Source organism: Micromonospora sp. DT15 (assembly GCF_049841475.1).
Classification (GTDB): Bacteria; Actinomycetota; Actinomycetes; order Mycobacteriales; family Micromonosporaceae; genus Micromonospora.
In genome coordinates this window covers 174496-188392 of sequence record NZ_JBNCKJ010000006.1, presented here as the reverse complement: position 1 = coordinate 188392, position 13897 = coordinate 174496, and the positions used below count along the sequence as shown (strand labels likewise).

Sequence of the window (13897 nt, the reverse complement as noted above, 5' to 3'; positions counted from 1 at the left end):
GGAGACCATCCTGATGAGGTGAATCCGCTTTCCCGGCGTCTGCCCGATTTGGGCAGGCGCGGGGAGGCCGCCACGCGCGGTGCGTGACAGCGACCCGAGGGACGTCGGTAGGATTGCGGAGATTCGGCAGGGCCATCTGCCCGCCACGGCTTCCACCAGAGCTGACCGGCACCTCCGCGTGCGCCGGTGGGAGCGGGGCGTGAGCGGTGCGGTCGATGCAGACGGCGGGTAGCAACGGAGGTAGAAGATGTCCGGCCACTCAAAGTGGGCGACGACCAAGCACAAGAAGGCCGTCATCGACGCCAAGCGCGGCAAGATGTTCGCCAAGCTGATCAAGAACGTCGAGGTGGCCGCGCGGATCGGCGGCGGCGACCCCACCGGCAACCCGACTCTCTTCGACGCCATCCAGAAGGCGAAGAAGAGCTCGGTGCCGAACGACAACATCGACCGCGCCGTCAAGCGCGGCTCCGGCCTGGAAGCGGGCGGCGCCGACTGGCAGACGATCATGTATGAGGGGTACGGCCCGAGCGGCGTCGCCATGCTCATCGAGTGCCTCACCGACAACCGCAACCGGGCGGCGACCGAGGTGCGGACCGCGCTGACCCGCAACGGCGGCTCGCTCGCCGACGCCGGCTCGGTGTCGTACATGTTCTCCCGCAAGGGCGTGGTGATCGTCCCCAAGGAGGGCACCAGCGAGGACGACGTGATGCTCGCCGTCCTGGACGCCGGCGCCGAAGAGGTCAACGACATCGGTGAGGCGTACGAGGTGGTCTCCGAGCCGACCGACCTGATCCCGGTGCGCACGGCGCTGCAGGACGCCGGCATCGAGTACGAGTCGGCCGAGTCCTCCCTGATCCCCAGCGTCAACGTGCCGCTGGACGAAGAGGGCGCGCGCAAGATCTTCAAGCTGATCGACGTCCTGGAGGACTGCGACGACGTCCAGAACGTCTACGCCAACTTCGACGTCAGCGACGACGTGATGGCAGCGGTCGACGCCTGACCCGACCTGACCTCGCCGCGCTTCACCCCGCCGCGATCTTGCACTTTCTGACCCGACACACCGGGCAACACCTGGCATATCGCCAACAGAAAGTGCAAGATCGCGGCGGGATGTGGGTTGAGGGGGGATCCCGTGGTGGTGGCGCGGTTTGCGGCTGGTGACATCGTGGTACGGCGTGAGGTGCTGCGGGGTGAGGTCTGGTTCGGCTGCCCGACGATCTGCGTCGAGGATTCGCCTGACCTACTCGCCCTCTTCCTTCCACCAGGGGCCGAGTTCGGCTTCCCGGACACCGGCGTCTTCCCCTGCGGGCGGCACCCGTGGGAAGCCGCCGGGCACCGCTCCTGGTCCGGGCACGGCAAGCTGATGCTGCAACGCCCCGGTGAGGCGCACTCGATCGACGTGTTCTGGGTCGGGCCGGCGCGCGACTTCGCCGGGTGGTACTTCAACCTCCAGGACCCGGTGCGGCGTACCCCGATCGGGGTGGACACCCTGGACCACGAGCTGGACCTGTGGTGGGCCGCGGACGCCGACCGGTACGTCTGGAAGGACGTGGAGCTGTTCGCCCAGCGCCTCGTCGAGGGGCGCTACCCGGGCATGGCGGACGCCATCCAGGCCGAGGGTGACCGGATCGCTGCCCTGCTCGACGCCGGTGAGCGCTGGTGGGACCGGTCGTGGGCCACCTGGCAGCCGGACCCGGCCTGGACGGCGCCCCCGCTGCCCGCCGGCTGGGATCAGGTGCCACCCGCGCGGTGAGCGGCGGCGACGTCAGTTCCCGGGCAGCGCTTTGACCAGGAACACCTGATCCAGGCCACCGGTGCACGGCTCGACCAGTGCCGCGTCCGCCACGTCGTTGTCGTCGGCGCGCAGGCCGACGCACAACTCGCTGCGGTCGGGCCGGATCCGGTACGCGTCGGGCGTCACTCCGGTCGGCTCGAAGTGGAACACCTGCGTCGGCCTGTTCGCGTTGCAGTCCTTCGCGTTCCAGGGTTCGAGGAAGTTCCGGCCGGGATCTTCCTCGCGGATGGTGAGGCAGCCCTTCCCGAGCACCGGGTGGATCCAGTGGATGAAGAACATTCCGTCGGCCACCGGTACCAGCGAGGTGTCCGGTGGGGTGGCCTCCGTGCAGGGCCGCTGGACGGCTATCTCCTTCGTGTACTGGCCGTTGCGATCGCGGCCCTCGGTGAGGCAGAGATGCGGGCTGCGGATGGGGCTGATCTGACTGGGCCCCGCGCTCGGCGAACGGGCACCGTCAGCCGCCGACGCGGTCGGATCGGTGGTGTGGGCGGACTTCCCCTGCTCGTCGTCGCGTCGCTCGATCCAGAAGCCCACGCCGAGCGTGGCCAGTAGGGCGACGACGAGCAGCGCCACCGGCGCGGGCCGCGCGAACCAGCGTGGGCGGGCCGGGCCGGAGTGCTCCGGGGCCACCGTCGTGACCGGGTCGACCGGAGGCGGGTCCGCCGCCGGGGACGGCGGGGCCAACTGACCTGCCGCGAGGCGGTGCCGGGCCCGTAGCCACGTCTCGACCTGCTCTCCCGCGCCGCACGCCCGCACGAAAGCGGCCACCACCTCGGGGCGTGGCAGTGTGGACCGCCGCAGGATGTCCGCCGCGGTGCTGCGCGCCAGCACGTCGCCTGTCGACGCGGCGCGCTGTTCCAGTTGTCGGTAGGTGAGTCCCGACCGGTCCTTGAGCTGGCGCAGCATCTCGACGAATTCGGCCGGGTCGGACGCGTCGTCCGGGCGTAGCTCCCCCGTGGTCATCGTCCGATTCTCCAGACACCGCGGACGCGAGGGCAAATCAGGTCACGGTGACTGTCCGACATGGTCGGACAGGATCCGGACAAGCCGCTGTGAGCTGCCCGGACATCCCAGCGCGGTGACCAGGGCATTGTCCTGGCCGGCCGGGTTACCTAGCGTCGTTGTCGATGGCCGCGCCGCTGACCGGTGTACGGCCGAGCGGCTCGCGCCGGCACGGGTTCGGGCTGGACCACACCAACCACACGGGGAGATTCGATGGATGACGCTGTCCGGGATCCGGTGCCGCAGGCGGCCACGGCGGGGGAGTACGTGGCGTTGCTCAGGGAGGTACGGCGGCGTTCCGGTCTGACCTATCGGGAACTGGCCCGGCAAGCCTCGGCGGCCGGGCACTGGCTGCCGCCGAGCACCCTCGCGACGATGCTGGGGCGGACGACGCTGCCCCGGGAACGCACCGTCGTCGCGCTGCTGGCCGCCTGCGGCACCCCTGCGGTCGAGGTCGGCAGGTGGCTGGAGGCACGGCGGGACCTCGAAGCTCGCCTCGGCGAGCAGGGCCGAGGGGAGGGCGACGCGCAACGGACCCTTGCCGGCCCGTCCACCGCCGTCGCGGCGGACATCCGCCCGAGCGTCGGCTCGGTTCCGCCGCGACCCGAAGCGCCCTGGCCGGCCCGTCGCTGGCTTCGGCTGGCGCTGCTGGCGGCGCTCGGCGTCCTGACGGTCGGGGCGACCGGGGCGCTGCGGCCTCTCACCCCTTCCACAGTCGACAGTTCGTCGACCGTCGGCTGCCCGGAGGTGCTGCGTCAGGGCATGTACGGCCCCTGCGTGCTGAGCCTCCAGGAACATCTGGTGGCCGACGGACTCACTGTCCCGGTCGACGGCTGGTTCGGCCCGGACACCACCAGCCGGGTGATGGTGTTCCAGGCGTTTCGCGGCCTGCCGGTCAGTGGCACGGCCGACGAGCGGTTGCTCGACGAGTTGGCGGGCGATCGCACGGTGCCCGCCACCTGGTCGGAGGACCGGATCGGCAAACACCTGCGGCGGACGTTCCCGGAGGACCCGGCCGGGGCGGTGCAGGTGGCGCGCTGCCTGTCCGGCCTGGACCCGTACCGGGTGGAGGTCGTCGAGGACGGATCGCGCCGCTGGGGGTTGTTCCAGTTCAGCGACATGGAGGTGTCCCGGTTCGGCGTCGACCGCCAGACGGCGCTGGACGCGGCATGGAACATCAGGGCGGCACGGGAGGTCTGGTCCCGTACCGGCGACTTCGGCCACTGGAACTGCGCGGCGTAGCTGTCACGCGTGACGCTCCCCGTCCGGTCCACGAACCGGACGGGGAGCGTCCGTCATCCCGACCGACGGTTCACTGTCGCAGGCGGTTGGCGAAGACGTACGCGCCCACCGAGCGGCCGGTGGCGAGGCCGGCGTCCGCGTCGAAGCGATAGTGCACGCCGAGGTAGATCCGGCTCAGCGCGTTCTCCTCGGCGGCGTGGTCGAAGCCGGTCATGTGCCGCACCACGCCCACGGCGTGCGGGTCGTCCGTCGTGGCGTCGAAGGCGATCGCATCGGTGCCGAAGAACCTCTTCATCACCGCCGACCAGGCCCCCGCGAAGGTGGCGTGCCCGGAGATGTAGGCAGGGAACGCCGGGGTGTACGGCACCCCCTCGCGGGTCTTCGACAGCGGTTGCCAACCGGGGCCCTCCATCGCCTCGATCGCCGTCACCGGCCGCCACAGGTCGATGGGCGTCTGGTACTTGGCGTCCCAGGCGGCGATGGCGGCGTCCGCGAGGGCGAGGGCCACCAGCCCGAAGAGCCGGGCGTTGGCGAGGATGCCGAGCTGACGCTGCTCCGACACGATCCGGGTGTGCGAGAAGAGTTGACCCGGTGGCTTGTAGGTGCCTCCCAGGTCGTTGGCCCAGAAGAACGCGATCTGCGTCTGCTCGGGTGTCCGCAGCGACGACGTCCGACCGCCGTAGTCGCGGATCTCCTGCACCTGGGTGCGGTACTCCTGCTTGCCGAGCAGGTCGGCGTACCCGGTGGCACCGGCCGGTAGGCCTGGCCGGAACTGCCGGCCCGAGGTGAGCGCGAACGGGGTCACCAGTCCCCAGTTCGGGCTGACCGCCGCCTTGCCGTTTGTCGGCCGCCACGCGCCGGGCACGTTCTCCTGCACCGGGTAGGCGGTGGAGTTGTCGAACCCGTCGTTGGCGCGGGCCTGGAGGTTGGCGGCGGCCGCCACCGCACCGACGGTGTCACCACGGGCTACCTCGGCGGCGTTCACCCCGGACGGTCGGAGCGCGACAGCGGCGGCGAGGGCCGCGGAGTAGGACTGGCCCTGACCGCCGTACAGGGCGGTCAGCACGTCGTACGCGGCCCGGTCGATGGCGGCGTGCACTGACGGCGCGACGACGTTGTCCATGGTGCCGGGGTAGCTGACCGGCACTCGTACCCGGTAGGGGTTGCCGACCCCGGTGACTGAGACGGCGGCGTCGTGCATCGCCGCGTGCAGGATGGCGGCCTCGCGCGACGAGGAGGTGGGTGGCAGGTCCAGCGCCTTGTAGGTGGCCAGCAGGACACCGTTCCAGTACAGGATCGGGTCGGTGGCCGGGTTCACGGCCAGCGGGGTGAGCGAGATGTTGTCCAACCGGACCGTCGAGGCGGTCTGGCCGCCGAAGTGGAACAGCAGCACCGCCTTCGGGTCGCCGAACGGGGACACGAAGTCGAAGGTGAAGCGGCTCATCGAGGAGGTCAGCGTGACGTTCTGGTCGACGGCGGAGGTGAAGGGCGTGTCCGCCCGCGAGACCGAGACGCGCAGGGAGCGGCTGACGTCGGCCGAGGCGTCGAACTGCAACCGGTACGCCTGCGCGGCCGTCACCCCGAACTCGAAGTGACCGACCAGGTCCTCCCAGACGGGCTTGCCCACTGTGGCGCTGGTGCGGACGCGCAGTTGCCCGGCGTTGACAGTGGTGCTGGTCGAGGCGAGCCGGGTCCACCAGGGCTGAGTGCTGCCGGTGTCGAACGTGCCGTTGAGGATGAGGTCGCCCGGAGCGGCGGCGGCCGGCGCGGGGCGGACGAGGGCGGTGAGGGTGCTGGCGAGCGCGACAGCGAGCACGACGCTGAGCAGACGACGGAGGTGTCGTGCGGTGATCGGTGGGGACATCGGGAGCCTTTCCGGTCCGGAAACCGGCGACGACCAGGTCGTTGCCGTGAGGATCGGCTCAACGTAGGAGTGTTCGCGCTGTTCACGGCCACCGAACAGCGCTCGGCACGGTGCCGTACGGCAGCGGGCGCCGGCATCCGATGAGGACACCGACGCCCGGGCGGGGCGGACCGCTTGCTCAGCCGATCGTCTCCCGCTCCCGCCAGGCGGTGCGCAGCGAGGTCCGGCCGTTGGTGCGCAGGAGTGACCCCTCGTACACCCGGGCCCCGGCGAGGAGGAACGCACCGGCGGCGAGCACCAGGAGGAGCAGTGAGACGATCGGCTCCCAGCCGGCCGCGTCGCCGGTGAAGAGCCGCAGCGGCATGGCCGTGGGCGACGAGAACGGCAGGTAGGACAGCACGCGCATCGCTGTGGCGTTGTCGTTCAGGAAGATCACCGCGAAGAACGGCAGCATGACGGCGAGCTGCACCGGCGTCGAGACGGCGGCGATGTCCTCCTGCCGGTTGGCCAGCGCGCCGGCCGCGGCCCACATGGCGGCGAGCAGCACGAAACCGATCAGGAAGAACGGTACGAACCAGCCGATCGCCGGGGCGAGCAGGCTGAGCAGGCCTCCGCTGTCGCCGATCTGCAGCCCGAGCACCGCCACCAGCGCGATCAGGGCGATCTGCGCGAACGCCAGGATCGCCCCGGCCACCACCTTTCCGGCGAGCAGGGCCCGGACCGGCACGGCGGCGACCAGGATCTCCACGATCCGGGTCTGCTTCTCCTCGATGACGCTCTGCGCGATCTGCACACCGAACGTCTGCGAGGTGATGAAGAAGACGAACGCGAAGACGAACGGCACCAGGAACGCCACCACCGGATCGACAGCGTCCGGGTCGAGCAGGCGGACGGTCGGTTGGGTGCTCAGGGCCCTCACCACGTCGTCGGGGGCTTCGTCCATGGCCAGGACGGCCGGTCCGGTGACCACCGCAGCGTCCACGTCGTCGTCGCGGACGGCCTGCTCCGCGGCCCGGTCATCGGAGACGACCCGGACTTCCAGCCCGGCGGCGCGCAGCGGCGCGGCCAGGCTCTCGGTCACCGCCACTGTGGACGGCCCACCGGAGAACAGCGGCGGCAGGATGGTGCCGGCCGCGGCGATCAACAGGAAGAACAGCGTGCCGAACAGGAAGGTGCGGTCGCGCAGCTTGACCCGGATCTCGCGTTCGGCGACCAACCGGGTGGCCTGGGTGACGTTCACTGGGTGACCTCTCGGAAGATCTCGGTGAGCGAGGGGCTGACCGGGCGGAAGGCGCGGACCGGGCCGCGCGCGAGGGCGGCCCGCAGCACGGGCTGTTCGTCGGTACCGGCCGGCAGGTCGAAGACCACCCGCGCGCCGTCCAACTCGACCACTGTCACAGCGGGGTGGTCGCGTACCCAGCCGGCGTCGTGTTCCACGACCAGCTCGAAGCGGGGCACCGTGTACGAGTCACGCAGCTGCTGCCGGCTGCCGGCGGCCCGGATCACCCCGTCCCCGATGATCACCAGGTCGTCGCAGAGGCGCTCCACCACGTCGAGCTGGTGACTGGAGAAGAGCACCGGCGCGCCGGCCGAAGCCCGTTCCCGCAGCACGGCCACGACGGTCTCCACGGCCAGCGGGTCGAGGCCGGAGAACGGCTCGTCGAGCACCAGCACCTCGGGGTCGTGGACCAGCGCGGCGGCGATCTGGGCCCGCTGCTGGTTGCCGAGCGACAGCGTCTCCAGCAGGTCGTCGCCGCGCTCGCCGAGCCCGACCCGGTCCAGCAGCGCGTCGGTGGACCGTCGTGCCGCGGCGGCGTCCAGCCCGTGCAGCCGGCCCAGGTAGGTCACCTGCTCGCGAGTGGTCATCTTCGGGTAGAGGCCCCGCTCCTCCGGCATGTAGCCGAAGCGCCGGCGGTCCTGCGGGGTCAGCGTGGTGCCGCCCCAGCTCACCTCGCCCGCGTCGGGGGCGAGCACACCCAGGATGATCCGCATGGTGGTGGTCTTGCCGGCGCCGTTGGCGCCCACGAAACCGGTCATCCGGCCGGCGGACACCTCGAAGGACACGTTCCTGAGCACCTGACGGTCGCCGAAGCTGCGGTCGACGCCGTCGAGGCGAAGCGTTCTGGTCACGCACACACGCTAGATCGATCACGCCGCCGTGCCGTCCGCCCGGCGGGTGAGCGGGCGGGTCCACCTCGCGGCGGACGCCGTCACCCGCCCGGGCGGACCACCCCGTTCTCGTACGCGAACACCACTGCCTGCACCCGGTCGCGCAGGCCGAGCTTGGCCAGCACCCGACTCACGTGCGTCTTCACAGTCGCCTCGCCCAGGTGGATGGCCGCGGCGATCTCCGCGTTGCTCGACCCGGCGGCGAGCAGCATCAGCACCTCCCGTTCGCGCGGGGTCAGGCCGGCCAGCGCGGCCTCGGCGTCCGGGCCCCGGTGGGCGGTGCCCGCCGGGTCGCCGGGTCGGGCGAAGGTGGAGATCACCCGGCGGGTGATCTCCGGAGCGAGCAGACCGTCGCCCCTGGCCAGCACCCGGATCGCCTCGATCAGCTCCTCCGGCGTGCCGTTCTTGAGCAGGAAGCCGCTAGCCCCGGCCCGCAGCGCCGCGAACAGGTAGTCGTCGCGGTCGAAGGTGGTGAGGATCAGCACCGCCGGCGCCCCGGGGCCGTCGGCGACGATCTGCCGGGTGGCCTCCAGGCCGTCCATCCCGGGCATCTCCACATCCATGAGTACGACGTCGGGGCGGGTGGCTCGGGTCATGGTGACGGCCCGTTCGCCGTCGGCGGCCTCACCGACCACCTCGATGTCGTCCTCCACCTCCAGGATGACCCGGAAGCCGGTACGGACGAGGTGCTGGTCGTCGGCGAGCAGCACCCGCACCGTCGGCCCGGCGTCACGCGCCTGCTGGGCTGCCGCGCTCATGCCGACGGCTCCGCGCCGGCTGCCGCCTGCTGCCTGTCGCTCGGCTCCCGCTGTGGGCCCACCGGTCGGTCCGGCGACGCCGCCAGGGGGAAGCGGGCGCGTACCCGCCAGCCGCCGCCGGCCCGTGGCCCGGCCTCCAGGTCGCCGTCGTGGGCGGTGACCCGTTCGCGCATGCCGATCAGGCCCAATCCGTCGGTGTCGGTCCGCCCGCCGCCCCGGCCGTCGTCGGTCACGTCGACCTCCACCTCCCGGGCCAGGTACCGGACCCGCACGTCGAGCAGGGCCGCCTCGGCGTGCTTCAACGTGTTGGTCACCGCCTCCTGCGTCACCCGGTAAGCCGTCTGGGAGACCGATTCGGGCAACGCGACCGGGTCGCCGTACACCCCGAGGGTGGCCGTCAGCCCGGCGGCCCGAGCCCGCTCGACCAGCTCGTCGATCCGTTCGACGCCGCCGGCCGGCGGCGTCGCGGCGTCCGTGCCGGCGGAGGTCCGCAGCACGCCGAGCATCCGACGCAGCTCGTCGACGGCGGTGCGGGCGCTCTGCTCGATGGCGGTCAGCGCGGTGCGGGCCTTGCCCGGGTCGCGGTCGAACACCCGGCGGCAGGCGGATGCCTGCACGCCCATCACCGACACGTGGTGGGCGACCACGTCGTGCAGCTCGCGGGCGATCCGGACCCGTTCGCCGAGCACCGCCCGCTCCCGGGCCTCGGCCTGTGACCGGCGCAGGTCCTCGGCCTGGGCGCGCAGCTCGTGCTCGCGGCGCGCGGCCACCCAGGCGGTCTCGCCGAAGAAATACCCGAAACCGAAGACCAGTACGTTGAGCAGCACGCCGGTGACCATCGCGGCGAGCACCGGTGGCACCGGTCCGACCGCGTCGGCGAAGGCATCCGCCGGGATGTGGTCGATCATCACCGCGTAGTAGACACCGAGCCAGGCGAACATCGTGGCGATCACGCCGATCCGCAGCCGGCGGGACAGTTGGCGGTCCTGCCCCCACGCGCCGACGGTGTAGAGGGCGCAGAACAGGGCCCACGAGGAGAACTGGGTCTCCGGGGCCGAGCGGGCCTGGGCGGCGATGAACGCCACCGCGACGACCAGCAGGGTCGCGGTCGGCCAGCGTCGTCGCCAGATCAGCGGGAGGGTCACCGCGACGGTCCAGAACAGCTGCTCCGGCCCGGACGGCGGGGGGCCCAGGAGGAACGCGCCGGTGCTGCGGGCCAGGGTCAGACTGACCAACGCCAGCCCGGTCATCCCCAGGCCGATCCAGAGGTCGTTTCGGCGCTGCTCCGCCGTCGGACCCGGACGACGCCATTCCTCTCTCGGTGCCACGCTCATCCGGGAACGATGCCACGCCGTCCACCAGGCCCGTCGACCGGGCGGGCTCGTGCCGGTCCGGTCGCGTCGACGGGCGACGGCCCGGCGCGGGGTACGCGCCGGGCCGCCGTCTCTGGTGTGAATCACGTGGTCGTCTGCTGGCGGGTCTTCCGGGCGGTGTCGATCAGGTCCCAGACCACGACCCCGGCCGCGCCCACAGCGATGGCCAGGCCGAGGCCGTCCCGGTTCTCGGCGTCCGCCACCCAGCTCAGGCGCTCGGCCAGGGCCGGGTTGAGCAGTCGGTCGGAGAGCGCGAGCCAGGCCAGCGGCACCGCGAACGCCAGGTCGAGCAGCACCTTCGTGCCGAACAGGGCCCAGGTCCAGCGGTCGATCCGGTACTTCACGACCTCGAAGACCACACTGAGTGCCAGCACGCCGATGAGCGCCGGCAGCCAGAACGACCACAGAGCCGGGTCGAGGATCGCGATGTTCTCGCCGTCGGTGTCGCTCACCCAGGAGTGGTAGTGCTGAAGCGGCAGGTACGCGATGGTCAGCACCAACATGATCACGGATGCGATGGTGTCGGCGAGGGGGATGCCTCGTCGTACCGGCGCGTCGGGCAACTGGTCGACGGTCCACTCCGGTAGGTCCACGGCCGTCTGGGTGCGCTCGATGATGGCGAAGGTCACTGTGAGCCAGAAGGCGATCTGCACCGCCACCTGTATTGCCGTGACGATGCCGGGCCCGATGGCGCCGAAACCCTTTCCTTCCGCCGCCTCGACCACCGTGACGATCGTGCCGACGAGCGCCGGGATGAAGCTGAGCAGCAGCTTCAGCAGCCGCAGCCAGAGCAGGTAGTAGGTCGGGCCGATGAGCTGCAACCGGCGGTCGGCGTACCGGGCGGCCAGCACGTCGGGGTTGCCCAGCTCGGTGAGCACCTCCCGCTCGGCGGTGGTGGCGTCCTGCCCGCCATCGGTCCGGCCCTCGATCATGTCGTCGATGGAGGCCCGCAGCTCGTTGGCGATCTCGTCGCGGCGCTGGGCGGGCACCGATCGCAGGGTGGCGGCGAGGTAGCGGTCGGTCAGGGTGTTCATCGTTCCACTCCTTGGATCAGCCCGGTGATGGAGGTCTGCACGGCGGCGAGGTCGTCGAGGAGCCGGTTCAGCATCGACTCGCCCTCGTCGCTGGTCCGGTAGAACTTGCGCGGTCGGCTCTCTTCGGTGTTCCACTCGCTGGTCAGCAGCCCCTGGTCCTCCAGGCGGCGCAGCAGCGGGTAGAGGGTGTTGGCGTCGACCGGGAAGCCGTGGTCGCTGAGCCGTTGCAGCAGTGCGTAGCCGTAGTCCGGTCGGCGCAGCGCGACCAGGCTGGCCACCACGACGGTGCCTCGACGCAACTCCTGTAGGTGCGTCCGTAGAACGTCCTCGCTAACCATGTGTCACACCATACTGTGTGGCACACAGTGTTGTCTACGCCGATATCATCGTGTCCGCCCAGCCTCCGTCTCGGGCCGATACGACGGACGGGGCGCCCGGTCGACACCGGACGCCCCGTACCTGGGAAAAGTCAGCAGGAAACGCCCTGCCGGAAGTTCCGCTCGACGAAGCTGGCCGGCCCGACCTGGAAGTAGCCCACGCCCGGCCGGATCGGGTGCCCGGTGAACAGCTCCACCCGCGACCCCACCCGGACCAGGTACGCCTCGGCGTCCCCCGCGTCGTTGCGGATCAGCGACCCCCGCCGGCCGTAGATCGCCTCCAACTCGTCGAAGGACATGCCGACAGTCGCGCCGGCGGGGGACCGCGGCGGCGCGGTGGCCGTACCGACCTCCACCAGCCGCCCGTCACGGAAGGCCAGCAGGATCACGCCCGCCCAGGAACCGGTCGCGCCGGCGTGCACCACAGAGCCGCAGCCCGGCGCGGTCCAGTCGACGTGCCCGTTCGCGGTGAGCGCGGCCAGGCTGGCGCCGATGCGGTACACGCCGACGCCGCCGACGCTGAGCACCTGCGGGTGGCTGTGCCCGACGGCGACGGCGAGCGGACCACGGGCCGAGGCGGACGCGGCGTCGCCGGCCAGGGGCGCCGCTGCCGCCGCCGGGCCGGCGACGGTCGCCGCAACGAGCGTGCCGAGCGCCAACGCGGCGGTGGTGAGGAGGATCGCGGGACGGTTCATGGTGGCTCCTTCGGTGATGGGACTCCTGCCCTGTTAGTCACCGCGCCGGGGCCAACGGTTCGTCACCTTCCGGCTCGGCCCGGTCTACCGTGCAGAGAGACGCCGGCCGGAGGTGACACGGTGACGGCTCCACTGCGGATCGGGCCCTACGCCATCGAGCGACTGCTCGGCGTCGGTTCGTTCGCGACGGTGTGGTTGGGCTACGACCGGGCGCTCGACGCGCACGTGGCGATCAAGGTGCTGGCCGAGAACTGGAGCCATGACCTGCGGGTGCGGGAGCGCTTCCTCGACGAGGCCCGGTTGCTGCGGCGGTTGGAGCACGAGCGGCTGATCCGGGTGCACGCCGTCGGTGAGCTGCCCGACGGCCGCCCGTACGCGGTCCTGGCCTGGGCGGACGGAGGTAGCCTGCGGGACCGGCTGGCTGCCGGCGAGATCCCCGCGCCAGCGGCGCTGCGCCTGCTCGGCGAGGTCTGCGCCGGCGTCTCCGTGCTGCACCGGCACGGCGTCGTGCACCGCGATCTCACCCCGGGCAACATCCTGTTCCGCTCCGCCGGCCCCGGCGGCACGGAACAGGTGCTGATCGCCGACCTCGGTCTCGCCAAGGCGCTCGCCGCCGCCTCGGGCCTGACCGCCCGCGCCGGTACCCCGGGTTACATGGCCCCCGAGCAGGACGATCCGGGCGGGGTGGTCGACACCCGCGCCGACGTGTACGGGCTCGGGCGGCTCGGCGTCCGACTGCTCGCCGCCGGCCCGTCGAACGCGAACCCGTCCGGACCCGAATCGGCTGGCCGCGCCCCGGAGATCCGACTACGGGAGGACCTGCCTCCGGCGGTCGCGGCGGTGCTCGCCCGGGCCACCGCCCACCACCCGGCCGACCGCTACCCCGACGCCTCGACCATGCACGCCGCGTTGGCCCGCGCGAGCACCCCGGTGGGACGGCCGCTCGCGTCGACCGTCGCGAGCGGTCCAGCGGGGTCGGCCGCATCGTCCGGTTCGGCGCGGCGAGAGCCGTCACCTCGGCCGAGCCGCCCGTACCGGATCCGGCGGGCCGCGGCAGCGGTCGTGGCCGTCGCCGCCGTGGCCGCGGTGGGCGCCGAACCAGGCGACACCGGATCGGCTCGGCAGGTCGGCGGCACGTACACGACCGGACCGCTGACCGTGGCGCTGCCGGCCGGCTGGTCCGCCGCGGGCGCCACCTGGGCCGGTCAGTACGGTGCCGACGGCGAACCCGAACCGGCGCTGGTGATGTCGCCGCAACCCCGCCGCTGGGCCGCCGACCCTCGCCTGCCTGGCGCGTTCGTGGGCCTCTCCGCCAGCACGGCGGCACGCGCCACGCCGGCCGGGTTCCTGGCCGAGCGCACGCACGGCGACTGCACGCCCGCCCCGGCTCGCACCACCCGGCAGGCAGGTATCGAGTGGACGGTGGTGGCGTACCGCTGCGACCAGGGTCGGCGGCGGATCATCGAGTCGGCCGCCCTGCATCATGGCCGGCCCGCCCTGGTGTACGTACAGATCACGCCACCGTCGGACACCACCACCGACTTCGTGGACACCCTGCTCGGCGGAGTGCGGGTGCGATGACGGCCGC

Annotated in this window: 13 protein-coding genes; 4 read left to right on the top strand and 9 right to left on the bottom strand. The window is 71.9% G+C overall.

The window, feature by feature from the left end:
* Window positions 1-247 precede the first annotated feature (247 nt).
* Both ACLQ3F_RS15495 and ACLQ3F_RS15490 read left to right on the top strand, forming a co-directional pair.
* The gene (locus tag ACLQ3F_RS15495; RefSeq protein ID WP_091401738.1) at window positions 248-1000 is read left to right on the top strand and encodes a YebC/PmpR family DNA-binding transcriptional regulator; all 753 of its coding nucleotides are present in this window, start codon (window positions 248-250) and stop codon (window positions 998-1000) included.
* Window positions 1001-1135: 135 nt separating this feature from the next.
* The gene (locus ACLQ3F_RS15490; RefSeq protein ID WP_425849525.1) at window positions 1136-1753 is read left to right on the top strand and encodes a DUF402 domain-containing protein; all 618 of its coding nucleotides are present in this window, start codon (window positions 1136-1138) and stop codon (window positions 1751-1753) included.
* Window positions 1754-1765: 12 nt separating this feature from the next.
* On the opposite strand, the gene ACLQ3F_RS15485 is transcribed toward ACLQ3F_RS15490, so the two are convergent.
* Window positions 1766-2758: a helix-turn-helix domain-containing protein gene (locus ACLQ3F_RS15485; protein WP_425849522.1), complete on the bottom strand. Its 993-nt coding sequence runs from the start codon at window positions 2756-2758 to the stop codon at window positions 1766-1768.
* A gap of 252 nt (window positions 2759-3010) precedes the next feature.
* Here ACLQ3F_RS15485 and ACLQ3F_RS15480 point away from each other — a divergent pair, with 252 nt between their 5' ends.
* Window positions 3011-4039 carry a peptidoglycan-binding protein gene (locus tag ACLQ3F_RS15480; protein WP_425849520.1) on the top strand — a complete coding sequence of 343 codons (1029 nt, stop codon included), beginning with the start codon at window positions 3011-3013 and terminating at the stop codon, window positions 4037-4039.
* A gap of 70 nt (window positions 4040-4109) precedes the next feature.
* Here ACLQ3F_RS15480 and ACLQ3F_RS15475 read toward each other — a convergent pair whose 3' ends face one another.
* From ACLQ3F_RS15475 to ACLQ3F_RS15440, 8 genes are all read right to left on the bottom strand, one after another.
* Complete coding sequence (locus ACLQ3F_RS15475) at window positions 4110-5903, bottom strand: carbohydrate binding domain-containing protein (RefSeq protein ID WP_425849519.1); 1794 nt, start codon at window positions 5901-5903, stop codon at window positions 4110-4112.
* A gap of 178 nt (window positions 5904-6081) precedes the next feature.
* The gene (locus ACLQ3F_RS15470) at window positions 6082-7143 is read right to left on the bottom strand and encodes an ABC transporter permease (protein WP_355007276.1); all 1062 of its coding nucleotides are present in this window, start codon (window positions 7141-7143) and stop codon (window positions 6082-6084) included.
* Entirely contained in the window at window positions 7140-8033 is an 894-nt protein-coding gene (locus ACLQ3F_RS15465) for an ABC transporter ATP-binding protein (RefSeq protein WP_425849516.1), read from the bottom strand. The genes ACLQ3F_RS15470 and ACLQ3F_RS15465 overlap by 4 nt, the downstream gene beginning before the upstream one ends.
* 80 nt (window positions 8034-8113) lie before the next feature.
* On the bottom strand, window positions 8114-8830 hold the full coding sequence (locus tag ACLQ3F_RS15460; RefSeq protein ID WP_425849514.1) for a response regulator: 717 nt from the start codon (window positions 8828-8830) through the stop codon (window positions 8114-8116).
* Window positions 8827-10164 carry a sensor histidine kinase gene (locus ACLQ3F_RS15455; RefSeq protein WP_425849512.1) on the bottom strand — a complete coding sequence of 446 codons (1338 nt, stop codon included), beginning with the start codon at window positions 10162-10164 and terminating at the stop codon, window positions 8827-8829. The genes ACLQ3F_RS15460 and ACLQ3F_RS15455 overlap by 4 nt, the downstream gene beginning before the upstream one ends.
* Window positions 10165-10286: 122 nt before the next feature.
* Complete coding sequence (locus ACLQ3F_RS15450) at window positions 10287-11237, bottom strand: HAAS signaling domain-containing protein (protein ID WP_425849509.1); 951 nt, start codon at window positions 11235-11237, stop codon at window positions 10287-10289.
* On the bottom strand, window positions 11234-11575 hold the full coding sequence (locus ACLQ3F_RS15445) for a PadR family transcriptional regulator (RefSeq protein WP_124862757.1): 342 nt from the start codon (window positions 11573-11575) through the stop codon (window positions 11234-11236). Before ACLQ3F_RS15445 ends, ACLQ3F_RS15450 begins: the two co-directional genes overlap by 4 nt.
* Window positions 11576-11706: 131 nt before the next feature.
* Window positions 11707-12309: a hypothetical protein gene (locus ACLQ3F_RS15440; RefSeq protein ID WP_425849507.1), complete on the bottom strand. Its 603-nt coding sequence runs from the start codon at window positions 12307-12309 to the stop codon at window positions 11707-11709.
* 120 nt (window positions 12310-12429) lie between these two features.
* Here ACLQ3F_RS15440 and ACLQ3F_RS15435 point away from each other — a divergent pair, with 120 nt between their 5' ends.
* Window positions 12430-13890, top strand: coding sequence for a serine/threonine-protein kinase (locus ACLQ3F_RS15435; RefSeq protein ID WP_425849504.1), 1461 nt, complete (start codon window positions 12430-12432; stop codon window positions 13888-13890).
* The last annotated feature ends 7 nt before the right edge of the window (window positions 13891-13897 follow it).